The following is a 25016-nucleotide window of genomic DNA, read 5'->3' on the forward strand; positions in this document are numbered from 1 at the left end:
TCACCACGCGCCGGGCTGCGGGGCCAGGGCCACGCTGCGGTCCACTGCCGTGGCCTCGGCCTGCGGCTCTACCTTGCGCCACCAGTGCGTGGACAGCGCGGGCGCGCGGATGTCCAGCCGCTCGCCCATGATGGGCGCCACCAGCGGCACCTGCGCTGCCGCTGCGAGCGCGGTGATGCGCTCGAACGGCTCTACCCAGGGGTGCAGCGACAGGTCGAACGTGCCGTTGTGGATGGGGAACAGATGGCGCCCCTTCACGTCCAGATGGGCCTGCAGGCTCTCCTCGGGGTGCATGTGGATGTCGGGCCAGTCGGCGTTGTAGGCACCCGTTTCGATCAGCGTCAGATCGAACGGGCCGAACCGCTCGCCAATGGCCTTGAAGCCGTCGAAGTAGCCCGTGTCGCCACTGAAGAAGATGCGCGTTTGCTCGTCGCCGTGCCCTGCCATCAGCACCCATGACGCCCACAGGGTGCTGTTGCCGTCTTGCAAACCCCGACCCGAGAAATGCTGCGCAGGCGTGGCCACCAGCTGCAGCCCGCCGATGGTGGTGCCCTGCCACCAGTCAAACTGCTGCACCTTGGCCGCAGGCACGCCCCAGCCAATCAGCCGGTCGCCCACGCCCAGCGGCGTGATGAAGTGCTCCACCTTGGGCGCAAGCTTCTGGATGGCAGCGTAGTCCAGGTGGTCGTAATGGTCGTGCGACAGGATCACGCCGGTGATGGGCGGCAGCTCGTCAATCGTGATGGGCGGCGCGTGAAAGCGCTTGGGGCCCAGGAACTGGAACGGCGAGGCGCGCTCTGAAAACACCGGGTCGGTCAGCCAGAACTGGCCGTTGATCTTGAAGAGCAGGGTGGAGTGCCCCAGGCGCCACAGGCTCAGGTCGGGCGCGGCCAGCAGGTCTGACCGCATCACCGCGTACACCGGCACGGGCTGGCGCGGCACCGAGTCGTCGGGCTTGCCGGTGGCAAAGCGCCACATCACCTGCAGCGTCTTGAGGGCGCCCAGCGCATGGCGGGGTGCCACGTTGCGAAACTTGCCACCCGCAAACTGCGGCGACTGTTCATAGGCGGCCACCGGCTGGGCGGCGCGGGAAAAGAGGCTGTAGGCCATGGCGATCAGTACAACGAAGGCGACACAAAGTGCCGGGAGCAGACGGCGGCGGCGGGCGATGGAGAGTGACACCGGATCTGCGACATAGAAATTACACTGCACAGTGTAGTTCACTTTTTAGAAAAGTAAACTACCCGGTGTAAAATTTGCGCATGATCGCCTCCCAGCCCACCCCTCGCCTGACCGACCGCAAGCGCGATGCCATCGTGCAGGCGGCCATCGGCGAGTTCCGCGAACACGGCTTCAACGGCACCAGCATGGACCGCGTGGCCGCAGCGGCGGATGTGTCCAAACGCACGGTGTACAACCACTTCCCAAGCAAGGAAGAACTGTTCGAAGCCATCCTGCTGCTGATGTGGGAGCGCAGCCAGTCACCCGACGAACTGGCCTACACCCCCACGCGCCCGCTGCGCGACCAGCTGCTGGAGCTGCTGGCGCAAAAGATGCGCCTGCTCAACGACGCGAGCTTCATCGACCTGAGCCGCGTGGCCATGGCCGACATGATGCACACCCCCGAGCGCGCGCGCGGCATCACCGCCAAGCTCTCGGCCAAGGAAGAGGGCCTGCCGCGCTGGCTGCGCGCGGCCCAGCAGGATGGCCGCCTGCGCGCCACCATGGATGTTCCCTACGCCGCGCAGCAACTGCAGGGCATGGTCAAGGCATTTGCGTTCTGGCCCCAGCTGGCCATGGGCCAGCCGCCCTTGAGCGCCGCACAGCAAGCGCAAGTGGTAGGGGATGCGGTGGACATGTTTCTGGGGTTCTACGCCGCGCCCACCCAGGAGGCCAAGTCCCCCGTAAAAAAATCCCAGGCTGGAAGCACGGGCAAGGCAGCGGCAGCCCCTGTTGCAACCTCTGCGAAACCTGCCCCTCGCCGCGCCCCAGCGCGCTGACCCACGCCACCACCCTGGCCAGCAAACCAGCGTGAGGTGCGATTTGCACTACGCTCGCCCGTTCTTTCCACGCAGCCTGACACCAAGATGCCCCTCGCTCCCTACCTCGACACCGCCCCGGTCCTGGACACCGGCGTTTTCATCCACGACTCTGCCCAGGTCATCGGCGACGTCACGCTGGGCCGCGACAGCTCGGTGTGGTGCAACGCCGTGCTGCGCGGCGATGTGAACCGCATCACCGTGGGCGTGTGCAGCAACGTGCAGGACCTGACCATGGGCCATGTGTCGCACCGCAACGCCAGCAAGCCCGAAGGCTCGCCGCTGGTCATCGGCGACTACGTCACGGTGGGCCACTCGGTGATCCTGCACGGCTGCCGCATCGGCAACGAATGCCTCATCGGCATGGGCTCCATCGTGATGGATGACGCCATCATCGAAGACCGCGTGATGCTGGGCGCAGGCAGCCTGGTCTCGCCCGGCAAGGTGCTGGAGAGCGGGTACCTCTACATCGGCCGCCCGGCGGTGCGCCAGCGCGCGCTCACCGATGCAGAGATTGCGTACCTGAAATATTCGGCCGAGCACTATGTGCGGGTGAAGAACAACTACCAGGGATGACCTGCGGCACACCCCACGCGGCTGCGGTGCCCCCGGCGCCCCCCGCCCACCAGGGATAAAGCCGGGCCGGGATAATCGGGGGTTCCACGACCCCTGCGGCGGCACCGCATCGCCCCATTGCCTGTTTCCACCATGTCTGCCGTCGCCCCCGCCTCACCCGCCCAGCGCGTCCTCTCCGTCATCCCCCCGATGACGCAGCTGAACACGCCATACCCCTCCACCGCCTACCTCACGGGCTTTCTGCGCTCGCGGGGGGTGACGGCGTTCCAGGAAGACCTGGCATTGGCGCTGGTGCTGCGCCTGCTCTCGCCCGAAGGGCTGCGCGCGGTGGCCGCCCAGGTGGATGCGCTGCCCGCCAAAAAGCAGAGCCCCGCCGTGCAAAGTTTTGCGGCGCAAAAGGACCGCTACCTCGTCACCATCGGCCCCGCCATTGCCTTCTTGCAAGGCCGCGACAGCACGCTGGCGCACCGCATCGTGGGACGGAACTACCTGCCCGAGGGCCCGCGCTTTGCCACACTGGATGTGTATGTGGATGACGAAGGCGGCGACCCGCTGGGCTGGGCTTTTGGCGCGCTCGGCCTGACGGACAAGGCCAAGCACCTGGCCACGCTGTACCTGAACGACCTGGCCGACGTGCTGCGCGACGCGGTGGACGAGCGCTTTGAGTTCGTGCGCTACGCCGAATCACTGGCGGGCAGCCAGCCCACGTTTGACCCGCTGGCCCAAGCACTCGCTGCGCCGCCCACGCTGGTGGACGCGCTGCTGGAGCAGCTCACGCACGAAGCGATTGCCAAGCACCAGCCCACCGTGGTGCTGCTGTCCGTGCCGTTCCCGGGGTCCGTGTATGCGGCGTTCCGCATCGCCCAGGCCATCAAGGCGCGCTACCCACACATCGCCACCGTGCTGGGCGGCGGCTTTGTGAACACCGAGCTGCGCGAACTGGCCGACCCGCGTGTGTTCGACTTCTTTGATTACGTGACGCTGGACGCGGGCGAGCGCCCGCTGCTGGCGCTGCTGGAGCACCTGCGCGGCGAGCGCAGCCGCCAGCGATTGGTGCGGACCTTTGTGCGCAATGATGGAGAAGGCGGCGATGGCGCGGTGCAGTACATCAACATGATGGAAGCCGACATCGCCTTTGCCGAGGTGGGAACGCCCACCTGGGACGGCCTGCCGCTGGACCGCTATCTATCGCTCCTGGACATGCTCAACCCCATGCACCGCCTGTGGAGCGATGGGCGCTGGAACAAGCTCACCGTGGCGCACGGCTGCTACTGGAAGAAGTGCAGCTTTTGCGATGTGAGCCTGGACTACATCAGCCGCTACGAAGGCGCCAGCGCCGCCGTGCTGGCCGACCGCATCGAGCAGATCGTGCGCGAGACGGGGCAGACCGGCTTTCATTTCGTGGACGAGGCCGCACCGCCCAAGGCGCTCAAGGCACTGGCCACCGAGCTGATCGCGCGCAACGCAGGCATCAGCTGGTGGGGCAATGTGCGGTTCGAGAAAACCTTCACGCCCGACCTGGCCGAGCTGCTGGCCGACAGCGGCTGCATCGCGATCTCGGGCGGGCTGGAGGTTGCATCGGACAGGCTGCTGGAGCTCATGAAAAAAGGCGTATCGGTCGACCAGGTGGCGCGCGTGACGCGGGCGTTCACCGACGCGGGCATCTTGGTGCATGCGTACCTGATGTACGGCTTTCCCACGCAGACCGTGCAGGACACCGTGGACGCACTCGAATACGTGCGCCAGCTGTTCGCCAACGGCTGCATTCAGAGCGGGTTCTTCCACCGCTTTGCCTGCACCGTGCACTCACCCGTCGGCCAGAACCCCGAGGAATACGGCGTGACGCTGGCGCCGCTGCCCCCCGGTGACTTTGCCAAGAACGATGTGGCCTTTATCGACCCTACGGGCGTCGACCACGACGCGCTGGGCGGCGCGCTCAAGAAGGCCATCTACAACTACATGCACGGCATCGGGCTCGAAGAGGACGTACGCACGTGGTTCCCGTTCAAGGTGCCCAAGACGACGGTGCGACGTGACCGGATCGAGCGCGCGCTGCGCGAGCGGGGGTAAGCGTTGGCGGTGGCGAACAACTGAATGAAATTGCCTGCAAGCGCTAAATTATCAAGCGATAGAAGCTATCAATATCAGAGCATTTGCATGCCCAAGACTCTCCGCCAGTTTCGCTTCACCGCCGCCATCTTCGACATGGACGGACTGCTGGTGGATTCCGAGCGTGTGACCCAGCGCGCCTGGATTGACGCCGCACAGGCGCGGGGGATCGCGCTGGCAGAGGTCGACTACCTGCAGGTGGTAGGGCGTGCGTCTGCCGACTCTGATGCCATGCTCACGGCTTTGCTGGGTGGTCCGCAGATGTTCGAACAGGTGCAATCCGATGTGGCTGCGCGCCTGTGGGACGCGGGGCCAGAGCCCCTGTTTCCCCTCAAACCCGGCGCCGCCTCGCTGCTGCACGCCTTGGGGCAAGCAGGCGTGCCCTGCGCGGTGGCCTCATCGTCGCGGCGCGACGAGATCGAGCACCGCCTGGGCAGGGCGGGCGTGCTGCAGCACTTTCACGCCTGGGCTGGCGGCAACGAGGTGCCGCGCGGCAAACCCGACCCCGCCCTGTACCAGCTGGCGGCTGTGCGCCTGGGCGTGGACCCCGCACAGTGCCTGGCGTTTGAAGACAGCGAGAACGGCGCACGCGCGGCGCAAGCCGCAGGGGTCGCGGTAGTGATCGTGCCGGACCTCAAAGCGCCGGGCACTGAGGTGGTGGAGCGCAGCCACGGCGTGCTCGAATCGCTGGTGCACGCCCATGACCACCTGCCGCGCTGGTTCAGGGCGGCGCGGGTGCAGTAAAACTGACAAGAATTGGCCTCTAGCGCTTATCCATCAAGCGTAAATAGCTATCAAATTTGTAGCATTACCGTTTCTGCTTCTGGTACGCCTTGTCGGCCGGTGGCCCCCGGTCGGTGTCCTGCAGGCCACGTTTCACATCACGGTAGGCCTGCTCCATCTTGGCGTCGGGTTCGCCGTCGGTCATGTTGACCGCCTCGTCGCGCTCGTGGGGCAGGCGGGGTTCGGGCCCGCTCAGGTCTTCGGGTCCGCTGCCGGGGTGCGGCTGGGGCTGGGTGGTGTTCACGCGCCGCTCGGTGCGGGCGGGCACAGGAGCGGAGGGGATGATCTCCTCTTCCTTGCGGGGGGCTGTGGGGGTCGTTTTCATGCGGGGCCTTGGTATGCAACGTGGAGTCCCTTCACCCTAGCGCCGCTGGCCTCCCCGCTCTGTAGGCCCAGGCCCTGCGCCGCTGCGGGCGTGCGGAGCCTGCTGTCACCAGAACAACCACCGCTCCAGCGCATGGAGCACGATGACCACGATCACGCCGAGCAAAAAGAGGATCGCCTTGCGGCGCGCCCGCGCGCTCACCACCAGCTTGTAGACCGTGTACGCGGCGAGCGTTCCCACAAAAGGCGCCGCGATGGCTGCACCTGACAGGACGATGGCCACGAGCTTGCCCCAGCCGTCGGTCCCGCCCATGGTCCAGATCGAACGCAAGTAGATCGCGCTCGGAATGGCCAGGCCCAACCACAGCACCCCGGACGCCACTGCCACGCTGACGTGGTGCGCGAGCAGGACATAAAGCACCAATGCGCCCACCACCCCGCCCAAGAACGCCACCCGCTTGAGCCAGAGCGGTAGCGACTCGCCAGAGCGGCGCGCTGGCGTGGCGTCACGGGCCTTCTTGGTCGCTGCGGCCGCTGCGGCCGCAGCCTGGGCTCGTTCTTTTTGCAGTTGTTGCTGCTTCTCGTTGGATTCACGGGCACCACGCAGGAAGTCGTCTACCGCCGGGTTGTCCACCTGGCCCAGGATCCGGCCCGTGCGCGACAAGGCCTGGTCGTGCTGGGGCAGTTCGGTTTGCAGGGACGCCCCCTGGCTGAACCACTCACCCATCTGCGCCAGCCACCCGACGCCGGGCGGCGGCAGCCCAAGGCCACCCTCGCCCGCGCGGCACAGGTAATGCTGCGTGCTTTGCGGCGGGATGAGCTGCCGCGTGCTGTAGCGGGGCAAATAGCATTGCATTAACGGCGCAGCCGCCTGCTGGCCGGGGCGGCCCAGGCGCAGCGCAAACTCCGGCAAAGGCACGGGCTCGCCCAGCCCATTGCGCACGCCCAGCCAAAGGTAAAGGCCCCGAGGCCGGCCATCTTTGGCCCGGTGCACCCAGAGGCCAGGGCCTTCTTGGGCAATGCTGTCCGCGCCCAGGGCATCCAGCTCGGACGGCAGCGGAACATCGGGGCCGTTCATGTCCCATAGCGGCCGCAGCTGGGCTTTGAGGAGGGAGGGCCAGACCGCACGTGCTCGGCGCTGCAGATCGTCCGCATCGACCTCGCGCCCGTGAGCGATGGCAACTTCGATGGTGCGACTGGCCTGCGCCGGCCGCCCTTCCAGGGCGAGCAGCCATTCGTCGAGCAATGCAAGCCGCAGATAGAGCGCATCGGCCACTTGCCCCTGGGCCTCTGCCGCACGCATCCATGCGTACCGGGTGGGCTGCTGCGGCACCAGCTCCTGCGCCAGCAACCGCTGGCGCGCAGGGCTGCCTGCCTGGGCAGCCGACGATGCGGGTTGCTGTGCCCATGCGCCCGATGCACTCACCATGCACAGCAGCAGCACGAACCCCAGCGTCCGAAGCAGGGTGCCTTGCACACCTTTCGCCCCACCCGGAACACAGCTTGCGCTTGCCATTGCCCATGGCCTGCAGCGCAGCAGCGAACCGCAGTTCAGCGCAAATCCCCACGCATTTCCCCCCTGCATCTTTGCTCTCCTGTAGCTGTGCGGGGATTTTCTTTCAAGGCAGCAGCAGGGGGACAGCCCGCCCATCCGCCACAAGGCACTGCCCAGCGTCAACCTGTCTTCGGCATGCGACACTACTGTATGTCTCAACAGGTTTGGGCCGCGCAGGCCCTTGAATCTTTCGATGCGGTGGTGTCAGCCACCGAGGGTTTTCGCAGCCGTGCCGGCCAGCGGCTGATGGCCGAGCAGGTGGCGCGCACGTTCAGCAGCGCCACGCTGGGCAAGGTGGATGAAGAAAGCGGTGAAGACGCGCCCACGCGGTCCATCGCCGTGATCCAGGCGGGTACGGGCGTGGGCAAGTCGCTGGCGTACTGCGCACCGGCCATTGCGCTGGCGCTGTCGCGCGGTACGCGGGTGTTGATATCCACGGCCACGGTGGCGCTGCAAGAGCAGCTGGTCAACAAAGACCTGCCCGCGCTGGCCGCGCTGCTGCCCCAGCCCTTCAAGTTTGCGCTGGCCAAGGGGCGCGGCCGCTATGTGTGCAAGCTCAAACTCGACCGCCTGGCGGGCACGGGCGAGGCGGAAGAAGAGGGCGAAGACGACCTGTTTGCCGAAGAGGAAGCCGCCGCCCGCGCCAAGCGCCCCCGGCATGAGACCGAGGCGCGCATCCAGTTCTATTCGACGATGGCGCAAACCTTGTCGAAAGGCGCCTGGGATGGCGACCGCGACAGCCTGGACACGCCCCCCGAGCCCGAGGTGTGGAGCCCCGTGGCAGCCGAGGGCGCATCGTGCACCGGCAAACACTGCCCGGCCTTCAGCCAGTGCACCTACTACGACAAGCGCAAGGAGCTGGTGGGTGCGCAGGTGATCGTGGCCAACCACGATTTGCTGCTGTCATCGCTGGGCGCGCGCGTGCTGCCTGAGCTGGACAACTGCCTGCTGGTGCTGGACGAAGCCCACCACCTGCCCGCCACGGCACTGGATCAATTCGCGTGCAGCATGGACCTGTCGCGCATCACCTGGATCGAGCGCCTGTCCAGCCGGGGCCTGCGCATTGGTGCGCTGCTGGAGGTCGAAGAGATTGCCGACATCCCCAAACACTCGGCCCAGCTGCGGCAGACACTGCAAGACCTGGCGCGCATCGTGATGGATGTGTATGGCGCCCAGCTCAAGAGCCAGCCCAGTGCCTGGGGCCCGGCCCGCGTGCGCGTGCCACGGGGCGAGCTGCCTGAACAGCTCATTGCGCCACTGGGCCTGCTGGCCGCCAGCGCCGAGGGCTTTCTCGACGCCCTGCGCGCCATCAGCAAAGCCCTGCGCGCCGAGATGCGCGACAAGCCCGACGAGGCCAAGCGCCTGTCCACGCTGTACGCTCAGATCGGCATGTTGGCCCCGCGCCTGGAAGAGCTGCATGCCACCGCGCAACTGCTGCTGCAGGATGCGCCCGAAGGCGCGGTGCCGGCAGCCAAATGGTTCACGCTGGAGGTGGATGGCGACTTCATCGTGGTCAAGGCGCACGCCAGCCCCATCCTGCCCGGCACCACGCTGCGCAACCACCTGTGGAGCGCGGTGCGCGGTGCGGTCCTGACCTCGGCAACGCTCACCAGCTGCGGGCACTTTGATTTCTTCCTGCGCGAGGCGGGCCTGCATGGTGACGAGGCCACCACCACGCTCGAAGTGCCCAGCCCCTTCAACTACGCCGCGCAGGGCACGTTGATTGCGGCCGAAACCCGCGCCGACCCCAAGAACGCCGCGCAGTTCACCACCGAGATGGTGGACGCGCTGCTGCACGACATTGCCCGCGTGGAATACGGCGCGCTGGTTCTGTTCACCTCGCGCGAGCAGATGCGACAGGCGGTGGACGCATTGCCCACCGCCATGCGCAGCGTGGTGCTGGTGCAGAACGCACTGCCGCGCACGCAGCTGCTGCGCCGCCACCGCGAGCGGGTGGAGAACGGCGAGCCCTCGGTCATCTTCGGCATGCAGTCCTTCGGCGAAGGGCTGGACCTGCCGGGGCGGCTGTGCGAGTCGGTCTTCATCACCAAGCTGCCCTTCGCCCCGCCCGACGACCCCGTGGGCGAGGCCCGCGCCGAGTGGCTGCGCGCCGTGGGGCGCGACCCGTTCAGCGAGCTGGTGGTGCCCGCCACCGCCATCCGCTTGGCGCAATGGGTGGGCCGCGCGATTCGCACCGAAGAAGACATGGCGCATGTGTACTGCTACGACAAGCGCCTGACGCGCACCAGCTACGGCCAGCGGCTGCTCAAAGGGCTGCCACCGTTTGCGCTGGAGCAACGCGCGCCGCTGTGAAGCGGCGACACTTTGCGCACCGATTTCACAACCACTACAACAACGACATAGAGGACCCCACCATGCCCCACACCACCCCTGCCTGCCCCCAATGCGGCCTGGAGAACACTTACCCCGATGGCAGCAACTATGTGTGCCCCGACTGCGCGTTTGAATGGCCGCAGGTGGCCGATACTGCCGAGTCCGATGCCGCAGAAGCAGGCGATGGCGTGGTGCGCGATGCCAACGGCAACCCGCTGGCCGATGGCGACGCGGTGATCCTCGTGAAAGACCTCAAGGTCAAGGGCTCATCGTCCACCCTCAAGAAGGGCACCAAGATCAAGAGCATCCGCCTGGTGGATGGCGCCGATGGCCACAACGTGGACTGCAAGACCGACCTGGGCAGCATGCTGCTGAAGTCGGAGTTTTTGAAGAAGGCGTGAAGCGCCTTCCCTCCACCTGGCGCACCACGCTTTACCGTGACAGCTCGGCAGGTGCTGCGCAAGGCGGAGGCACCGGTGCAGCCGCACGGGCAGCATAGGTAACGCCCGGTCCTGACCCATCCTGTCTGGGCGGGTCGGACGGGATGTCGGACAAGCGCCCACGCACAGGCGGGCAGGGGGACGACGCGGCGCATGGCGCGGGCGGCCTAGAGTCGTAACACCCCCTCCATTTCACGGAAGCCCCCCATGCACCACGACACCCCCGGCCACGAAACCTTGTGGAAGCTCATCAAGGACATTCGGTTTGGCATGCTCACGCACCGCACCTCCACAGGCATGCTGCACGCGCACCCGCTCACCACGCAAAACCGCCAGTTTGACGAACACGGCGAGTTGTATTTCTTCATTCCCAAGTCGGGCGAGCTGTACGAACGCCTGCTGACCGATGGCGAAGTCAACGTCTCGTATGCCAACCCTGACGACGACAGCTACGTGTCGCTGTCGGGCCAGGCCCGCGCTGTGGACGACCATGCGCAAAAACAAGCCCTGTGGTCCCCCATGGCCCAGGCGTGGTTCCCGGGTGGCGTGTCCGACCCCAACCTGGCGTTGCTGGCCGTGCGCATCCGCCATGCCGAATACTGGGATGTGGATGAAAGCAAGATGGTGCAGCTCTTCAAGATGGCCAAGGCCGCCATCACGGGCGAACCACCGCGCAGCCTGGGCGAGCACAAGGAACTGACCTTGTATTGAGCTGAGCGGCAGGCCCCCGGGCGGCTGTTTCCCCAAGGTGGGGCAGGGGCCGGAGGCACGCCGCACCCTGCCGCAATGCCAGGAAGAGCGTCAGCGTCTTGCACAGAAATTCAAGAAAAAACGGGCTCCAGCGCTTTTCTATCAAGCGCTAATAGCTACATATTTCATAGCAAAACCACCGAGCCATGGAGCCCACGGGCTCCTTTTTCTTTGGGCCACGGCTCTTGAAACAGCGCGCCAAGGCATCCACATGCCATCCATACACCATCCCATTGGATGTTTTATGGAGTTCCCCCGATGAACAATATCGTTCCCATCGCCCCGTCGCGCGGCAAGGTGCCCGAGTCCGAGAAGGTCACGATCAACCTGGGCTTCGTGGACCTGGGCCACATTGATCTGCTGGTCTCCGAAGGCTTTTACGCCAACCGCACCGACTTCATCCGCACCGCCATCCGCAACCAGCTGACCGCCCAGAACGACGCCGTGCGCCAGGTGGTGGCCCGCAAGATGCTTGTGCTGGGGCTGCAGCGTTTTGGCCGGGCCGAGCTGGAGGCCGTGTTGGCGGCGGGCGAGACGCTGGAGATCCGCGTGCTGGGCCTGGCCAGCATCGACGACGACGTGCCGCCCGCCCTGGCGCAGGCCACGGTTGCCTCGGTGACGGTACTGGGCGCGTTCCATGCCAGTGCGGCCGTCAAGACCGCCCTGGCCGGGCGCATGCATTGAACACCACCGACCCGGACCGCAGCGCACCGCTGGCGCGCCCACCCACACAAGGAGTCCCCATGGACTGGAACCTCAATCTCAAGCGCCTGATGGGCGAAGCCACCCAGCTGGTGCGCAGTGGCCAGCTGGCCGACGCCACGCGGGCCATCCAGCAGACCCTGGGCGCAGCCGTGGCGCGCCACAGCAACGAACCGACACCTGCCAGCGCAGGGGCTACGCCGTTGCAAGCGCCATCACCCGCAGGCGACGAGGCCCCACGCTGGCGCAGCGCCGCCGCCGCGCAAGATGTGGAAGACGCCGTGGTCATCGACCGCAGCGCCCCCACCCCCCAGGCCGAGCCAAAGGCCCCCACAGCACCACGCCCCGCCGCCAACAATCACCCGCTGGCTGAGCCGCCCGGCAGCTTCACCCGCGTGGTCTTCACCCACGCCGATGCACGGCGCCACCCGCACCACTACCACCTGTACGTGCCCCCGGGCGCCACGGCAGGCACCCCCATGCCGCTGGTGCTGATGCTGCACGGCTGCACGCAGAACCCCGTGGACTTTGCCACCGGCACAGGCATGAACGACGCAGCCGCCCCCGCCAACGCCCTGGTGCTGTATCCCGAGCAACCCCACAGCGCCAACCCCAACGGCTGCTGGAACTGGTTTCGCCCTGGCGACCAGCACCGGGGCAGCGGCGAGCCCGCGCTGCTCGTCGCCATGCTGCAGGACGTGATGGCGCGCCACCCGGTGGATGCGCAACGCGTCTACGTGGCGGGCCTGTCGGCTGGCGGCGCCATGGCCGCACTGCTGGGCCGCGAATACCCCGAGCTGTTTGCCGCCGTGGGCGTGCACTCCGGCCTGCAGGCGGGTGCAGCGCACAACGTGATGGGCGCGCTGTCGGCGATGAAAAACGGGGCCAAACCCAGTGCGGCAGCCCACCACGCCGCTGATGCACCAGCCCTGGCGCCCCCGCCGATGATCGTGTTCCATGGCGACGCCGACACCACCGTGCACGCCCACAACGGTGAACAACTCATCGAGGCAACGCTGTCAGCACTGGCCACGGCCCCAGATGGCGGCCAGACGACGGTGGAGACGGTGCACCAGGGCCAGTCCCGTGGTGGCCAGAGCTATACCCGCAAGGTGTACACCGTGGCGGGTAGCGCCCTGTCGGCCAGCACACTGCACAGCACGGTCGTGGCAGAACAATGGGTGCTGCACGGCGCAGGGCACGCGTGGGCTGGTGGGCACGCGGGCGGCAGCCACACCGACCCACGCGGCGTGGCTGCCACGCAGGAGATGCTGAGGTTTTTTCTGGAACATCCGCGCGCTCCGAGGCATTGACTCCCCACACGCGTCTCCTCACTCGGTCTTCGATGCGCTAAGGCCGGTGTGCAAGATCGCGTACAACACCTTCGAGCCCCTGAACCACGCGGGCCAATCGGTCGTAGTCCACCTTATCGGATGTGTCCTCGCGGGTGTGGTAGTGCGGGTAGCGGTAGGGGGCGGTGTCGGTCACCATCAGCGCGGGGTAGCCCGCGTCGATGTAGGCCGCGTGGTCCGAATAGTCCACGCCAGGAATGAAACGCGGCGCCGCGATGCCCTCGGACGGGAACGCCGCATGCGAACGGAAAGACCGGACCACCCGGCGCGCGAACCCCAGATCAGGCGTGGTTGCTACGAAGGCGATGAAATCACCCTGCGTGGGGTAGAACTGGTTCAGCGGCCAGGGGTACTTCTGCGACCCTTCGGCGTTCGAAAAATACCCCATGGTCTCCAGCGACAGCATCGCCACCACCGGCGCACCACGGGCCCGCAAGGCCTGGGCGTGCACCTGGCTGCCCATCTGCGGGGTCTTGAAAAAAGGCGGCTCTTCGTTGGTGTAGAGCACAAACATCACGTCCGCCTGCGCGGTGGCGCCCAGGTGCTTGAGGCTTTTGGCCAGGGCCAGCACGGCGGCGGTGCCCGTGGCGTTGTCGTTGGCGCCGGGTGTTTCGTGCGCCGAATCGTAGTGCGCGCCGATCACCACCAGGCGCCGCCCCGGCGCGCTCTGGCTGGGCACCGTGACCTCCAGGTTGCGCACCGCCACGCCCCGCGCCTTGAACTCGTCGCGCCGAACCTTGTAACCATACGAGACCAGCTCTGACTCCAGGTAAGTCGCCACGGCCTCCATCGCAGCAGGGTGCTGGGCGTTGTGCTCCTGCGCTGCAATCACGGCCACATGCCGCTGCAACTGCTGCGCCAGCGCCTGCTGCGCAGCACTGGCGACTGGGAGCGCGCCACGGTGCGAGCTGCCCGGCATGGTAGTGAACACCAGTATGGCCGCCAGAATCAGGCCAAACACGGCGGCGAGGGCGCCTGTGATGCGCAGGAGACTTTGCCCCACACGCAGGGCTACGTCGCTCACGCCGATGTGGCGCTGCGGCCCGGGCGCGTCTTGCTCTTGCGATAGCGCTGGGTGGCCTCTGCCAGCATCGCGTCCTTGGGCAGAAACTTGGAGCCGCCCACCCACAGTTCGGTCGGCACGCCGTGGGCATCGCGCACGCGGCGCACCGCCTGGCCCGGGCTGGCGTAGGCCGAGGCTTTCTGGACCACCCCGGTGTCGCGCCCGGTGATGGCCAGCTCGGTGGTTGCTGCGTTGAAGGGCACGAACATGGCAGGCACCACTTGGCAGACCACATTGCCCATGGGCACCAGATCAGTGGCGCCCCACAGGCTCCACCAGCGCCCCGCCCAGGCGGCCTCTTTCTTGGCAGGCGCGCCGTGCTGCTGGAACGCAAACAGGATGCTGGCAATGCCTTCCACCCACTCGGTGGACAGGCCATCCTGCGCGTTGGTAAGCGCGGTCACCGTCAGGTCCAGCGCGGGGTAGCGCGCCGTGCGCGACAGAAACCCCTGCAGCCCGCCGGTGTGGCCCGTCCATTCACGCGGGCCCGGCGCGCTGAGCATGGTGCCCAGCCCGTAGTGGGACTCGAACACGTTGCAGGGGTCGCGCCAGCGGCGCTGCGCCATCTCGCGGCGGCTGGCGGGCGAAAGGATGCTGTGCTTGCTGTCTGGCGCCAGCTGCGAAAAGAAGCGGGCCACATCCGACGCGGTAGACACAAACCCGGCCGCCGGGGCCATGGCGTCGCACACGTTGTCGCCAAGCACGATCAGGCGCTGGCCGAACGGAAACTCACTGCTGTGGCCCACAGCCATCGGGGCACCCCGCGCAAGGCGCGGCATGTCGGGCACCGTTTCCTGCAGGCCTGCAGCATCAATCACATGGCGCACCATCCAGCTCGCGTACTCCGTGCCCGTGACCTGCTCCATCATCAGCCCGAGCAGGCCATAGCCGTGGTTGGAATATTTGAGCTGCACCCCCGCCTCCAGCGGTGGCTTGTCGCGCAGGTCCGCCAGCAGTTCTGCACGGGAGAGAAAGGCCCGCCGGTCCAGGAACTGGCCCGCATCGGGGCCGTCGCGCGTGACGCCTGCGGCGTGCGACAGCAGCTCGCCAACGCGCGCCCGGGCCAGGTCTTTGTGCAGGCCATCGACATAGCGGCCAATGGGGTCGTCCAGGCCGATCTTTCCTTGCTCGCGCAGCAGCATGACCCCAGTGGCCGTGAAGCTCTTGGAGTGCGACGCGATGCGCAGGCGGTGCCGGGGCGTGAGGGGTTTGCCAGTTCGCATATCGGCCACGCCCAGCGCCAGCTCTGCCAGGGTCTCGCCGCCGCGTGCGATGGCCACGGAACACCCGGGCTGGCGGAAGCGCTCCAGCTGCAGGCCCAGCCATTGCGGCACATAGTCCAGTGCCGCCTTGAGCCAGGCTGAATCGGTACCGTTCTTCTTCATGCGTTGCTCCGCTCGATCCGTCGAGAAAAAGGGATGGGCAGTGTAGGGCACGCGTTCCCGCAGGGCTGCCGCACACGGGCCAGGCCCACCGGGCATCGGCCGACGCCGAGATGCCCAACGCCGCGCGATCACAGACCGCAGGGAATCATGCGGGCCATCCCCAGGTGTTTCACCACAGATCCCAGGACATCCAGAGGGCCATCCCCCACATCGCCAGGGCAATGCTGGCATCCAACGCTCGGCATGCGCTGGAGGCTCCCATGAATCGCTGCGCTTGGCGTGCACCCAAAACCCATACCGAAAACCACATCAGCGACGCATTCACCGCGCCCAGGGCATAGCTCCAGCGGGTATCGACCGGCAGCGCTGCGCCCACTGCTCCGATGATCAGTACCGTGTCCAGCCAAGCCGCTGGATTGAGCAACGACACCAACAGGAGCTGGTGGAATCCGTGCGATCCGGGGGCCGCTGCGGCAACGTCATTCAATGACGCGGCAGGACAGGCACGCATGGCGTTGCGCACTGCCAACCCGCCGTGCAGGACCAAAAGCGCAATGCCAAGCACCTGCGCGGCCAACCGCAATGCAGGTTCCGCCTGTAGCGCGGCAGACAGCCCGAGAAGCCCCAAGGCAATCAGCACCGCATCGCTGCCGCAGCCCACAGCAATCAACTGGGCCGGAGAGCGTCCACGCAGTGCTTCGCGAAGGATCAGGACATCCTTCGGTCCTGGGCAAATGAACACGCCCAAGCCGAGTACAAAGCCCTGTAACCAGGTAGAGAGGTCAATCATGTCGGCGCCTTACCGACAACCTCTCAAGCTGAACCGGACGATTTGAAGAGCGTTGATCATAAGGTCCTCGCAGCAATGGCCCCGAGCCTGTCCTGTATCTTGGTGCCCTGGTGCCAACGAGAGGCGGCCCAACCCACACCACGGACAATATGTCCCTCACGCCACCCGCCCCACCCATGCCCCCCATCGCCGTCATCGACTTTGAAACCACCGGCATCTCGCCCGGCCAGGGCGCGCGTGCGACCGAGGTGGCGATCGTGCTGCTGGAAAAAGGGCAGGTGGTGGACCGTTTTCAAAGCCTGATGAAAACGGGGGTGTGGATACCGTCGTTCATCACCCAGCTCACCGGCATTACCAACGCGATGGTGAACGCCGCGCCCGATGCGGCGGGGGTGATGCAGGACGCGGCGCGTTTTGTGGGCGATGCGCCCATGGTGGCGCACAACGCTTCGTTTGACAGCAAGTTCTGGCAGGCCGAGCTGGCCCTGGCCGGGCTGCCCGCGCCGCAGCCGTTTGCGTGCACGGTGCTGCTGTCGCGGCGGCTGTACCCGCAGGCGCCCAGCCACAAGCTGGGCTCGCTGGTGGACTACCACGGCCTGCCGCGCACGGGCCAGGCGCACCGGGCGCTGGCCGATGCCGAGATGGCCGCTGCGCTGCTGGCGCGCATGCAGCACGACCTGCGCACGCGTTGGAGGGTGGCGGAGCCCAGCTACACGCTGCTGCAAACGCTGCAGCGCTGCGCCAAGCCCAAGGTGGGGGCGCTGCTGGCGCAGCATGCGGTGGAATGATGGGGCGCGGCCCGCGCACCAATTTGCTACTTAATTTATAGCTACAAGCGCTTGATGGGAAAGCGACAGGGTCACTTTTTACTTGTAAACCCCGGGCACATTCCGTGTGCTGAGGTCGTCCAGCTGCATGAGCAGTGCGGTGCGTTCATGCAGTGCCACGGCTTTCCAGTCGCGTCCGCTGAGCGCACCTTCCAGGGCCCAAAGCAGGTTGAGGCTGGGTTGCTGCCCGGCCTGGCGCACGGCCACAAAGGCGGGCACGGCGCCCAGCGCACGCAATGCTGCGGGGGTGCAAATGCCCGCCGCGTGGAGCATGCGCTCAGACGCTGGGCCCAGGTTGGGCAAGGCTCGCAGCGGTGGATCTTCGGGTGGGCTGGCGGTCATGGGCGGCATGATGGCGGCGCGTGGCAATCATCGCAAGCCCCCACACAGCGAGTACATCGGGCGCCCTGCCCATAATCCGCAGCAACAAATGCGGGGGCGATGCAGCCTGCTGACATCGCACTCCCTGCACGCAGATTCACGATGACATGAAAGGCTTTTCCATGGCGTATCTGGTACTTGGACTGGTGCTGTTTCTGGGTGTGCATTCGGTGCGCATCGTGGCCGATGGCTGGCGCACGCAGACCCTGGCACGCATGGGTGAGATGCCGTGGAAGGGGTTGTATTCACTGGTCTCCGCCGTGGGCCTGGCACTCATCGTGTGGGGCTATGGCTTGGCGCGGCAGCAGCCGGTGGTGCTGTGGGTGCCGCCCATTGGCATACGGCATGCTGCGTCGCTGCTGACGCTCATTGCCTTCATCCTGCTGGCCGCCACCTACGTGCCGCGCAATGCCATCAAGGCCCGGCTGCACCACCCCATGGTGCTGGGCGTGAAGGTGTGGGCGCTGGCACATTTGCTGTCCAACGGCAACCTGGCCGATGTATTGCTGTTTGGCAGCTTTTTGCTGTGGGCCGTGCTGAGCTTTCGGGCCGCACGGCAGCGCGACCGGGCGATGAACACCGGCTACGCGCCCGGCACTGCGGCGGGCACGGGCGTGGCCGTGGTGGTGGGCGCTGTGGCCTGGGTGGGCTTTGCGTTCTGGGCGCATGCATGGCTGATCGGCGTTGCGCCTCTCGCGCGGTAGGGCGGCAGGGGCTTGGCGCAGCACTGCAGGACCAAATCCCGGAGAATCCGCGCTTTCCGTTTTTGTTTTCTTTCCCACTGCCTTTTCACACTGAGCCTTCTGCATGACCGACGCAACCACCTCCACCACGCCACCCCCCTTGCCCGATCACCTGTCGGTGGACCCCCGCAGCCCGCACCATGTGGCGGAGGTGTTCAAGCACGACATCGGCATCCGCTTCAACGGCAAGGACCGCAGCGATGTCGAGGAATACTGCGTCAGCGAAGGCTGGGTGAAAGTGCCCGCAGGCAAGACGGTGGACCGCAAGGGCCAGCCATTGATGATCAAGCTCAAGGGCAAGGTAGAAGCGTTCTACAAATAGGCCGTGGCCACCGAACCCGCCCACTGGGTGGTGCACTGCGACGGCAGCGCCGTGCCCAACCCCGGGCGCATGGGGCTGGGGGCAGTGCTGGTGGGGCCCGGTGGGGCCACGCAACACACCATTTCTGAAGCCACGACCTTCACCGGTTGCAACAACGAGGCCGAACTGCGCGCGCTGCTGCGGGCGCTGCAGTGGCTGGAACCCCAGGTGGTGGCGACGGCAACCACCGTGCAGGTGCTCAGCGACAGCAGCGTGCTGGTGGAGCAACTGGGCAAGCAGGCCGTAGCGCCTATCGAGCGGCTGGCACCGCTGTTTGACGAGGCGCGCCGTGTGCTGCAGCGGTTTGCACAGGTGGACCTGCAATGGGTTCCCCGCCACCGCAATGGGGCGGCCGATGCGCTGGCGCGTGCCGCGCTGGGTCTGGCGCCCAAGGTGGCCACGCCACACGGCCGCACCCAGAAGCGTCGACGCTGATCCTGCCCTGCTCCGACCTGCTTCACGCAGCGCGCCGGCTGGAGTGCATGTCCATCACGCTCGCGCTCGCGCCAGCAGCAGTGCCTTCTCCTGCGCATTGCGCGTCAGGCTGGCGGCCCGTTCAAACTCTGCACAAGCTTCCGTCTGGCGCCCCAGCTTGGCCAGCAGGTCGCCCCGCACACTGGGCAGCCAGTGGTAGTGGCGCAGGCTGGGTTCTGCGGCCAGTTCATCCACCAGGGCCAGTGCTGCGGCCGGACCCAGGGCCATGCCCACCGACACGGCGCGATTGAGAGCGACCACAGGCGAGGGCGCCACCTGCAGCAGTGCGTCATACAGCGCCACGATGTGGTGCCAGTCGGTGTCTTGGGCGCGGTGCGCGCGCGCATGGCAGGCCGCAATCGCACCCTGCAGCGCATAGGGCCCCCAGGCATGGCCCACGCGTGCCAGCTGCTCGGCCTTGTCGAGGGCGGCCAGCCCCCGGCGCACCAGCAGGTGGTCCCAGCGCGCACGGTCCTGGTCCATCAGCAGCACGGGCTGGCCCTGTGCGTTGGTGCGTGCGGGCAGGCGCGAGGCCTGGATTTCGAGCAGTGCCACCAGCCCCTGCACCTCGGGCTCATCGGGCACCAGGCTGGCCAGCACGCGCACCAGTCGCTGCGCCTCGCCACACAAAGCGGGGCGCATCCAGTCATCGCCCGCCGTGGCGGCATAACCTTCGTTGAAGATGAGGTAGATCACCTCCAGCACCGAGGCCAGTCGCGGCGCGCGCTCCGCGGGGCCGGGCACTTCAAACGGAACGTGGGCCGCAGACAGGCTTCGCTTGGCGCGAACAATGCGCTGGGCCACGGTGGGCTCGGGCACGAGAAACGCGCGCGCGATCTCAGCCGTGGTGAGCCCGCCCAACAGCCGCAAGGTGAGCGCCACACGCGCCTCGGTGGGCAGCACGGGGTGGCAGGCGGTGAAGATGAGGCGCAGCAGGTCGTCACCAATGTCGTCCTTCTGCACGTGCATCAGGGTGTCCACCACGTCGGGCGCGTACTGCGCTTCGAGCGCTTCGAGGTCGTGGCCCAGGGCTTCGTTCTCGCGCGTGTGCAGCGCCTGCTGGCGCAGGTGGTCGATGGCGCGGCGCTTGGCCGTGGTCATCAGCCACGCCGCCGGATTGGCGGGCAGGCCGGTGGTAGGCCAGTGCTCCAGCGCGGCCACCAGGGCGTCCTGCGCCAGCTCCTCGGCCCGGCCCACGTCCCGCGTCATGCGCGCCACGCTGGCGATGATGCGCGCGGCCTCGATACGCCACACCGAGTCGATGGTGCGGTGCAGGGCATCGCGGTCGGGAAGGGTAGAGGGTTTCACGCGATGAAGGTGTGAAAGAGTCTGGCGTACCCGAGCGGGCCGCACAAACGTGCGCCATCAAGGCGCAAAGCGCAGCCATAGCTCGGGCTATGGCGAGCATTTGCAACGCCGAGGGGGTGCGTTTTTGCGGGACGAGCGGGCATGGCAGGCTCCTTCACACCTTCTCATCCCAGCGCCTTGCTGGCGTCCACCATGTGCACAAACTCCCAGGTGTGCCCATCCAGGTCGTCAAAGCTGCGCGAGTACATGAAGCCCAGGTCCTGCGCAGGGCGGGGGGTGGTGCCGCCCGCAGCCACGGCCTTGTCCACCAGCGCATCGACTTCTGCACGGCTTTGGCAAGAGAAGCACACCAGCACCTCGGAGGTGGTGCGCGCATCGGCAATCGTCTTGCTGGTGAAGGTCTGGTAGAAGTCCTTGACCAGCAGCATCACGAAGAGGTTTTCGCCCACCACCAGGCAGGCGCCCTGGTCGTTGGTGAACTGGGGGTTGAAGTCATAGCCCAGTGCGCGGAAGAACGCCTGCGAGCGGGCCATGTTCTCGATGGGCAGGTTCACGAAGATTTGTTGGTGCATGAGGTGCTCCTGAGGAGTAAGGAAGGTAAAGCGAAACGAAAGGTTTTGCAAAGCGCAACAGGGGATGGGGCTCAGCCGGCAGGCTTTTGCACCACAGCCTGCAGGTTGACCAGGCCGTCTTCAAAGTCCTGGCCCACCATGCGGTCCATGTTGAAAACCAGGTGCGCAATCTTGGCCAGGTAGGGCACAGGGCCATGCATGGCCCAGGTGACGCGGGTGGTGCCTGCCCCTTCGGGCTGCAGCGTGAACTCGACCTGGTTGTGGGCTTCGAACGGGGCCACAAAGTCGAGCTTCATTGCCACGCGCGCCGGGGCCGTGGCATCGACGATCTCCATGCTGCCGGTGCCCACCTTGTCGCCCTGCCACGCATAGCGCGCGCCGGGGCCGATGGTGTTGGCGCTGTACTCGCCCTTGGCGGCGGGGTCCTTGCGTTCGTACGGGTTCCAGGTGTTGAACTGGCGCAGGTCGTGGATGAGGCCGTACACACGCTCGGGCGGGGCGGAGATGACGCGGCTGCGCTCCACGCGGAAGGTGTCGGGGCGGGTGGCAGCAAACGCCAGGAAAAGTCCCAGCGCCGCCAGCAGCACAAGGGCAATGGTCTTGATCATGGTAGAGGGTCCTCCCGGTTGGTTTCAGCCGCGCATCGCTTCGAGGTCGTGGAATTTCTCCACGCCTTCGACGCCGGCAAAGTCCTCCATCTCAAAGAGCTGGCGCACTTCGATCTCGGCATCGAGCCCCTCACCCCGCGGATTGGGAAAGCGGCGCGTCCATTCCAGCGCCTCGCCCTTGCTGCGCACCTGGATCAGGGTGTAGCCGGCGATGAGTTCCTTGGTTTCGGTGAACGGTCCGTCGGTCACGGTGCGGCCGCTGGCGGTGTAGCGCACGCGCCAGCCCTGCGCGCTGGGCTTGAGGCCGCTGCCGTCCAGCAGCACGCCCGCACGGGCCAGTTCTTCGTGGTAGCGGGCCATCTCGGCCATCAGGGCAGCGCTGGGCATGCAGCCTTGTTCGGATTCGGCAGTGGCTTTGACGATGATCATGAATCGCATGGGGTTCTCCAGAAAGTGATGGGTTGAGGGCCCATGGGTGGACCTTCACCTGCACGACGAACGAAGGCCGGGCAGATCGACAGGACGGTTCAAAAATCAGGGTAACTACGTAGAAAAAAGTCGCCAAGGTGTCAGGTGCAGCCCAAGGTGTGGGGCATTTGCCAAGGCGTGCAAATGGTTACGCGCCCGGCCAGACACCCTCGGTAGGATGCCGCGCGGAGAGCCCCCGAGCACAATGAACGAAGACAGCGACATCACCACCGAACCGGCCCCTCCCTGGCTGGCCAGCATTCCGCTGGAACCCAGCTGCCAGAGCCCGGCCCTGGTCATCGTCCACCCCGGGCGGGCCGTGGTGCCACCAGAAGGCTTGAAGGCGGTATTGCGCTTCAACGCCGATGGGCGCGGCGGCTGGGTCAGCGCTGCCCAGGCCGACAACTCGCTGTGGGGCTATATCGATGGTGAAGGCTGCTGGCGTGTGCCGCCCACGCTGCAGAACGCACGCAACTTTTCAGAAGACGGACTGGCGCGCTTTTGCGACGGGGGCCGCTGGGGCTTTGTGGACCTGGCGGGTGCGGTGGTCATCCCCCCGACCTTCGACAACGCCCACCCATTCCGCAACGGGGTGAGCGCCGTGCAGGTGGGCCAGGATGCATGGCGCCCCATCGACCGCCAGGGCCAGCCCACCAGCGACGAAGTTTTTCATGAACTGGGCCTGTTCGGCGCGAACGGCCTGGCCCGCGCCACGCTGTGGAAAAAGGATAGCAACCAGCATACCCAGGGCTTTGTGGACCGCGCGGGCCACTGGGTGATTGATCCCCGCTTTCGCGATGCCAAGCCGTTTGGCGAGTCCCCCACCACGGCCGCATCGCTCGATGGAGAACGCTACGGGCTGATCAATGCCCGGGGCGATTGGGTGCTGAAGCCGCATTACCCCAGCATCGACGCTTTCAACAGCGATGGCCTGGCCTATTTTGACGAACCCAACGCCTGGGACAACGGCCACGGCTATCTCGACGCCCGGGGCAAGGTGGTGGTCAAGGGTGGCCGCCACCTGTCTCGGCGCATGGTCTGCGGCGTGGTGGCCAACAGCTACGACGGCACGGTCTTTCTCACGGCCGAAGGCAAGCCCTTGCCCGGCCCGCGCCTGAGCTATGGCTCGGACTTTTCTGCCGAGAGCGGCTTTGCCGTGGTGCGCACCGCCGCGCAAGGTCCGTCGGCCTGCGCCACCTGGGGCCTGCTGCATCCCGATGGCCGTTTCGTGCCGGCACCAGCGCATCTGCTGGAGCCGCTGACCAACGGCGATGGCTGGCTGGTGGGCAACACGCCCGATACCGCGCTGGTGCCGTTCCTCACCCGCGATGGTCAGCTGGCGTACATCGACGGCGAAGGGGTTGTGATCTGGCGCGCGCACTATGACGGCCAGCAGGTGGCCTTGCTCGGCGCCGAAGGTGCGCCCCTGTGGCGCAGCGGCGTGCGCGAGAACTGCTGGCCGCCCCGGCCCTTTTTCCATGCCCCCCTGACCGACCACCTGGAAGGCCTGGACACGCTCGACGGCATCGTGCCCCTGGCCAGCCGCCTGCTGGCCCAGGCCGAGACACGCCTGCACCAACTGGCTGCGGGCGACATGCTGCAAGCTGACCGCGCGGGCACGGAAAAGGACGATGACGGCACCGACGACGAGGAAGATGCGGACGACCCAGACCAGGTGCAGGCCGACCGCACCGTGGTCGTGCGCCGGGTCATGCGCGCCTACCTGAGCGAGTCGCACAACGGCCCGTATGAATTCCTGTCTGCCGACCTCCACCGCGCGGTGAACGAAGCCCGCGAGGCCATGGTGCAGCGCCTGTCAGCGCGCTTTGGCCCGGCCGACCCGGACCCCGAACACGCCGCCCCCTGGCACCGCAGCGGCGACCACACCCAGGCCTGGGCCTCGCCGCTGGCCAGACCCCTGCCCGGTGATGGCGGAGTGCTGCGCGAATCGCGCGAGCAGTGGCTCACGCTGTACCAACATGCGGATTCCGGCGATGGCGACGCATGGTGGGAGCTGTGGCTGATGGCAGCGCCCAGCGTGGATGCGCTGCAGCTTGCGCAACGTGCGCGTTCTGCACAGCCAGCACCCCAGGCCCAAGCCGCCGACGAGACCACGCTGATGGCACAGCTGCAGTCGCACCCACGTACGCTGGCCGATGTGCCGCGTGAACACATCACCCACGCCATGGTGGACGCCGCGCTGGCCACCGATGAAGACACCGTGCGCTTTGTGCCCAGGCGGCTCATGACACCCGCACGCTACGCCACCGCACTGCGGCAGGGTGTGAAAAGCTTTGCGCAAATACCGGCCGGGATGCTCAGCGAGGACGCCTGCATCGCCCACGTGCAGGACGGTGGCTGGCGCCTGGAACAGGTGCCCGAGACCTTGCGAACCGTCGCTGTCTGTGCGCACGCGCTGCGCCGCAGCCCCAGTGCGCTGGAACACGTGCCCGAATCCCTGCGTGCACAGGCGCGCGAAGCGATGGCCCAGCTACCCCCGGATGCACAGGAAGAAGACCCGCCACGCGCGGGTGGCGACCTGGGCGACTGGTTGTCGCGCCGCGTGGTGGGCTCGGCCCTGCGAGGCCAGGACACCACGGCACGCAGGCTCCAGCACAAGGGATTTTTGGCAGCGTTTGTGATGCAGGCAGCACTGACCGCCAAGTCAGACACGCCCCCCACCCTCCGGGGGATGGCGGGGTGGTTCGAGCAGCGGCCAGTGCTGGCGCTGGCGGCCCACCTGCTGCTGGGCCTCGCAGCCTTGGTGGGCCATGCATTCGTCTCGGTCGCGGCCTGGCGGGCCGAGGGCCCGTGGATCGGGCTGGGCACCTTCGCACTGATGGGGTTTGCGGAGCTGTACTGGGCGTGGCGTTTTGTGGCCTCCAGCCCCTGGAGCCCCTGGCTGGCGCTTGCAGCCACCCTGGTGGTGGTGTACGTGTTCGGCTGGCGCCGCCTGTACCGCCGCGTGGGGCTGGCCTACGCGGCACGTGAGGGCATCACGCCCGTGGAGTGAGCTCCGGCAAGGGTTCACGGGCGGCCGCTCCACTTTTTACAGTTTTCTAGGGGTCATCA

24 protein-coding genes and 1 pseudogene are annotated in these 25016 nt (G+C 66.8%); 14 read left to right on the plus strand and 11 right to left on the minus strand.

All coding sequences use genetic code 11. The features are described 5' to 3' along the window. Positions 1-1110, minus strand: coding sequence for an MBL fold metallo-hydrolase (locus ACSQ22_RS03640; RefSeq protein WP_436129639.1), 1110 nt, complete (start codon positions 1108-1110; stop codon positions 1-3). Between the two features lie 152 nt (positions 1111-1262). Between ACSQ22_RS03640 and ACSQ22_RS03645 the strand changes: the two are divergent. The 4 genes and pseudogenes from ACSQ22_RS03645 to ACSQ22_RS03660 form a co-directional block, all read left to right on the plus strand. Further along, a pseudogene (locus ACSQ22_RS03645) lies at positions 1263-1877 on the plus strand (TetR/AcrR family transcriptional regulator); the annotation flags it as partial. Between the two features lie 210 nt (positions 1878-2087). Beyond that, complete coding sequence (locus tag ACSQ22_RS03650; protein ID WP_055401191.1) at positions 2088-2615, plus strand: gamma carbonic anhydrase family protein; 528 nt, start codon at positions 2088-2090, stop codon at positions 2613-2615. Between the two features lie 189 nt (positions 2616-2804). Then, positions 2805-4685, plus strand: a complete 1881-nt coding sequence (locus tag ACSQ22_RS03655) for a B12-binding domain-containing radical SAM protein (protein ID WP_436129640.1) — start codon at positions 2805-2807, stop codon at positions 4683-4685. Between the two features lie 87 nt (positions 4686-4772). Beyond that, on the plus strand, positions 4773-5468 hold the full coding sequence (locus ACSQ22_RS03660; protein ID WP_436129456.1) for an HAD family hydrolase: 696 nt from the start codon (positions 4773-4775) through the stop codon (positions 5466-5468). 64 nt (positions 5469-5532) lie between these two features. Here ACSQ22_RS03660 and ACSQ22_RS03665 read toward each other — a convergent pair whose 3' ends face one another. Both ACSQ22_RS03665 and ACSQ22_RS03670 read right to left on the minus strand, forming a co-directional pair. Beyond that, positions 5533-5832, minus strand: a complete 300-nt coding sequence (locus ACSQ22_RS03665; protein ID WP_121421725.1) for a hypothetical protein — start codon at positions 5830-5832, stop codon at positions 5533-5535. Positions 5833-5937: 105 nt separating this feature from the next. Then, the gene (locus ACSQ22_RS03670; protein ID WP_436129457.1) at positions 5938-7308 is read right to left on the minus strand and encodes a hypothetical protein; all 1371 of its coding nucleotides are present in this window, start codon (positions 7306-7308) and stop codon (positions 5938-5940) included. Positions 7309-7536: 228 nt separating this feature from the next. Here ACSQ22_RS03670 and dinG point away from each other — a divergent pair, with 228 nt between their 5' ends. The 5 genes from dinG to ACSQ22_RS03695 all read left to right on the plus strand — a co-directional run bounded on the left by dinG (position 7537) and on the right by ACSQ22_RS03695 (position 12925). Next, positions 7537-9699, plus strand: a complete 2163-nt coding sequence (gene dinG / locus ACSQ22_RS03675; RefSeq protein WP_436129458.1) for an ATP-dependent DNA helicase DinG — start codon at positions 7537-7539, stop codon at positions 9697-9699. Between the two features lie 62 nt (positions 9700-9761). Beyond that, a complete protein-coding gene (locus tag ACSQ22_RS03680) occupies positions 9762-10121 on the plus strand; it encodes a zinc ribbon domain-containing protein YjdM (protein ID WP_121422966.1) in 360 nt (119 codons plus the stop codon). A 246-nt stretch (positions 10122-10367) separates the two neighbouring features. Beyond that, positions 10368-10871: a pyridoxamine 5'-phosphate oxidase family protein gene (locus ACSQ22_RS03685; RefSeq protein ID WP_121421727.1), complete on the plus strand. Its 504-nt coding sequence runs from the start codon at positions 10368-10370 to the stop codon at positions 10869-10871. A 297-nt stretch (positions 10872-11168) separates the two neighbouring features. Beyond that, a complete protein-coding gene (locus ACSQ22_RS03690; protein WP_436129459.1) occupies positions 11169-11594 on the plus strand; it encodes a CopG family transcriptional regulator in 426 nt (141 codons plus the stop codon). Between the two features lie 59 nt (positions 11595-11653). After that, complete coding sequence (locus ACSQ22_RS03695) at positions 11654-12925, plus strand: extracellular catalytic domain type 1 short-chain-length polyhydroxyalkanoate depolymerase (protein WP_436129460.1); 1272 nt, start codon at positions 11654-11656, stop codon at positions 12923-12925. Positions 12926-12962: 37 nt separating this feature from the next. On the opposite strand, the gene ACSQ22_RS03700 is transcribed toward ACSQ22_RS03695, so the two are convergent. The 3 genes from ACSQ22_RS03700 to ACSQ22_RS03710 all read right to left on the minus strand — a co-directional run bounded on the left by ACSQ22_RS03700 (position 12963) and on the right by ACSQ22_RS03710 (position 16202). After that, entirely contained in the window at positions 12963-13988 is a 1026-nt protein-coding gene (locus ACSQ22_RS03700) for a M28 family peptidase (protein WP_436129461.1), read from the minus strand. Beyond that, positions 13985-15412, minus strand: a complete 1428-nt coding sequence (locus tag ACSQ22_RS03705; RefSeq protein ID WP_436129462.1) for a serine hydrolase domain-containing protein — start codon at positions 15410-15412, stop codon at positions 13985-13987. Before ACSQ22_RS03705 ends, ACSQ22_RS03700 begins: the two co-directional genes overlap by 4 nt. A 169-nt stretch (positions 15413-15581) precedes the next feature. Beyond that, entirely contained in the window at positions 15582-16202 is a 621-nt protein-coding gene (locus ACSQ22_RS03710; RefSeq protein WP_436129463.1) for a LysE/ArgO family amino acid transporter, read from the minus strand. Between the two features lie 176 nt (positions 16203-16378). Here ACSQ22_RS03710 and ACSQ22_RS03715 point away from each other — a divergent pair, with 176 nt between their 5' ends. After that, positions 16379-16990: a 3'-5' exonuclease gene (locus tag ACSQ22_RS03715; RefSeq protein ID WP_055393684.1), complete on the plus strand. Its 612-nt coding sequence runs from the start codon at positions 16379-16381 to the stop codon at positions 16988-16990. Between the two features lie 78 nt (positions 16991-17068). On the opposite strand, the gene ACSQ22_RS03720 is transcribed toward ACSQ22_RS03715, so the two are convergent. Continuing rightward, complete coding sequence (locus ACSQ22_RS03720; RefSeq protein ID WP_436129464.1) at positions 17069-17371, minus strand: TfoX/Sxy family protein; 303 nt, start codon at positions 17369-17371, stop codon at positions 17069-17071. 161 nt (positions 17372-17532) lie between these two features. Here ACSQ22_RS03720 and ACSQ22_RS03725 point away from each other — a divergent pair, with 161 nt between their 5' ends. From ACSQ22_RS03725 to ACSQ22_RS03735, 3 genes are all read left to right on the plus strand, one after another. After that, entirely contained in the window at positions 17533-18114 is a 582-nt protein-coding gene (locus ACSQ22_RS03725) for an NnrU family protein (protein ID WP_436129641.1), read from the plus strand. Positions 18115-18217: 103 nt separating this feature from the next. Further along, complete coding sequence (locus tag ACSQ22_RS03730) at positions 18218-18475, plus strand: DUF3297 family protein (RefSeq protein WP_010464995.1); 258 nt, start codon at positions 18218-18220, stop codon at positions 18473-18475. Positions 18476-18478: 3 nt separating this feature from the next. After that, on the plus strand, positions 18479-18949 hold the full coding sequence (locus tag ACSQ22_RS03735; protein ID WP_255424244.1) for a ribonuclease HI family protein: 471 nt from the start codon (positions 18479-18481) through the stop codon (positions 18947-18949). A gap of 54 nt (positions 18950-19003) precedes the next feature. Here ACSQ22_RS03735 and ACSQ22_RS03740 read toward each other — a convergent pair whose 3' ends face one another. From ACSQ22_RS03740 to ACSQ22_RS03755, 4 genes are all read right to left on the minus strand, one after another. Next, positions 19004-20296 (minus strand): RNA polymerase sigma factor, encoded by a 1293-nt coding sequence (locus ACSQ22_RS03740; protein ID WP_436129465.1) that lies wholly within the window; start codon positions 20294-20296, stop codon positions 19004-19006. Positions 20297-20460: 164 nt separating this feature from the next. Continuing rightward, the gene (locus ACSQ22_RS03745) at positions 20461-20868 is read right to left on the minus strand and encodes a VOC family protein (RefSeq protein ID WP_121421735.1); all 408 of its coding nucleotides are present in this window, start codon (positions 20866-20868) and stop codon (positions 20461-20463) included. 71 nt (positions 20869-20939) lie between these two features. Beyond that, positions 20940-21476, minus strand: a complete 537-nt coding sequence (locus ACSQ22_RS03750) for an SRPBCC family protein (RefSeq protein ID WP_436129466.1) — start codon at positions 21474-21476, stop codon at positions 20940-20942. 24 nt (positions 21477-21500) lie between these two features. Then, positions 21501-21914: a YciI family protein gene (locus ACSQ22_RS03755; protein WP_055393698.1), complete on the minus strand. Its 414-nt coding sequence runs from the start codon at positions 21912-21914 to the stop codon at positions 21501-21503. A gap of 235 nt (positions 21915-22149) precedes the next feature. Between ACSQ22_RS03755 and ACSQ22_RS03760 the strand changes: the two genes are divergently transcribed. Then, positions 22150-24957, plus strand: a complete 2808-nt coding sequence (locus tag ACSQ22_RS03760) for a WG repeat-containing protein (protein WP_436129467.1) — start codon at positions 22150-22152, stop codon at positions 24955-24957. Positions 24958-25016 lie beyond the last annotated feature (59 nt).

The sequence above is a fragment of the Acidovorax sp. LjRoot38 genome, from assembly GCF_964252975.1.
Lineage (GTDB): Bacteria > Pseudomonadota > Gammaproteobacteria > Burkholderiales > Burkholderiaceae_C > Acidovorax > Acidovorax facilis.

Excerpts from the sequence above, each read along its gene's own strand:
- ACSQ22_RS03760 (WP_436129467.1), top strand. The coding sequence starts at position 22,150 with ATGAACGAAGACAGCGACATCACCACCGAACCGGCCCCTCCCTGGCTG.
- ACSQ22_RS03725 (WP_436129641.1), top strand. The coding sequence starts at position 17,533 with ATGGCGTATCTGGTACTTGGACTGGTGCTGTTTCTGGGTGTGCATTCG.
- ACSQ22_RS03745 (WP_121421735.1), bottom strand. The coding sequence starts at position 20,868 with ATGCACCAACAAATCTTCGTGAACCTGCCCATCGAGAACATGGCCCGC.
- ACSQ22_RS03640 (WP_436129639.1), bottom strand. The coding sequence starts at position 1,110 with ATGGCCTACAGCCTCTTTTCCCGCGCCGCCCAGCCGGTGGCCGCCTAT.
- ACSQ22_RS03730 (WP_010464995.1), top strand. The coding sequence starts at position 18,218 with ATGACCGACGCAACCACCTCCACCACGCCACCCCCCTTGCCCGATCAC.
- ACSQ22_RS03695 (WP_436129460.1), top strand. The coding sequence starts at position 11,654 with ATGGACTGGAACCTCAATCTCAAGCGCCTGATGGGCGAAGCCACCCAG.
- ACSQ22_RS03705 (WP_436129462.1), bottom strand. The coding sequence starts at position 15,412 with ATGAAGAAGAACGGTACCGATTCAGCCTGGCTCAAGGCGGCACTGGAC.
- ACSQ22_RS03710 (WP_436129463.1), bottom strand. The coding sequence starts at position 16,202 with ATGATTGACCTCTCTACCTGGTTACAGGGCTTTGTACTCGGCTTGGGC.
- ACSQ22_RS03690 (WP_436129459.1), top strand. The coding sequence starts at position 11,169 with ATGAACAATATCGTTCCCATCGCCCCGTCGCGCGGCAAGGTGCCCGAG.
- ACSQ22_RS03685 (WP_121421727.1), top strand. The coding sequence starts at position 10,368 with ATGCACCACGACACCCCCGGCCACGAAACCTTGTGGAAGCTCATCAAG.
- ACSQ22_RS03755 (WP_055393698.1), bottom strand. The coding sequence starts at position 21,914 with ATGCGATTCATGATCATCGTCAAAGCCACTGCCGAATCCGAACAAGGC.
- ACSQ22_RS03650 (WP_055401191.1), top strand. The coding sequence starts at position 2,088 with ATGCCCCTCGCTCCCTACCTCGACACCGCCCCGGTCCTGGACACCGGC.
- ACSQ22_RS03750 (WP_436129466.1), bottom strand. The coding sequence starts at position 21,476 with ATGATCAAGACCATTGCCCTTGTGCTGCTGGCGGCGCTGGGACTTTTC.
- ACSQ22_RS03665 (WP_121421725.1), bottom strand. The coding sequence starts at position 5,832 with ATGAAAACGACCCCCACAGCCCCCCGCAAGGAAGAGGAGATCATCCCC.
- dinG (WP_436129458.1), top strand. The coding sequence starts at position 7,537 with ATGTCTCAACAGGTTTGGGCCGCGCAGGCCCTTGAATCTTTCGATGCG.
- ACSQ22_RS03655 (WP_436129640.1), top strand. The coding sequence starts at position 2,805 with ATGACGCAGCTGAACACGCCATACCCCTCCACCGCCTACCTCACGGGC.
- ACSQ22_RS03715 (WP_055393684.1), top strand. The coding sequence starts at position 16,379 with ATGCCCCCCATCGCCGTCATCGACTTTGAAACCACCGGCATCTCGCCC.
- ACSQ22_RS03720 (WP_436129464.1), bottom strand. The coding sequence starts at position 17,371 with ATGACCGCCAGCCCACCCGAAGATCCACCGCTGCGAGCCTTGCCCAAC.
- ACSQ22_RS03680 (WP_121422966.1), top strand. The coding sequence starts at position 9,762 with ATGCCCCACACCACCCCTGCCTGCCCCCAATGCGGCCTGGAGAACACT.
- ACSQ22_RS03660 (WP_436129456.1), top strand. The coding sequence starts at position 4,773 with ATGCCCAAGACTCTCCGCCAGTTTCGCTTCACCGCCGCCATCTTCGAC.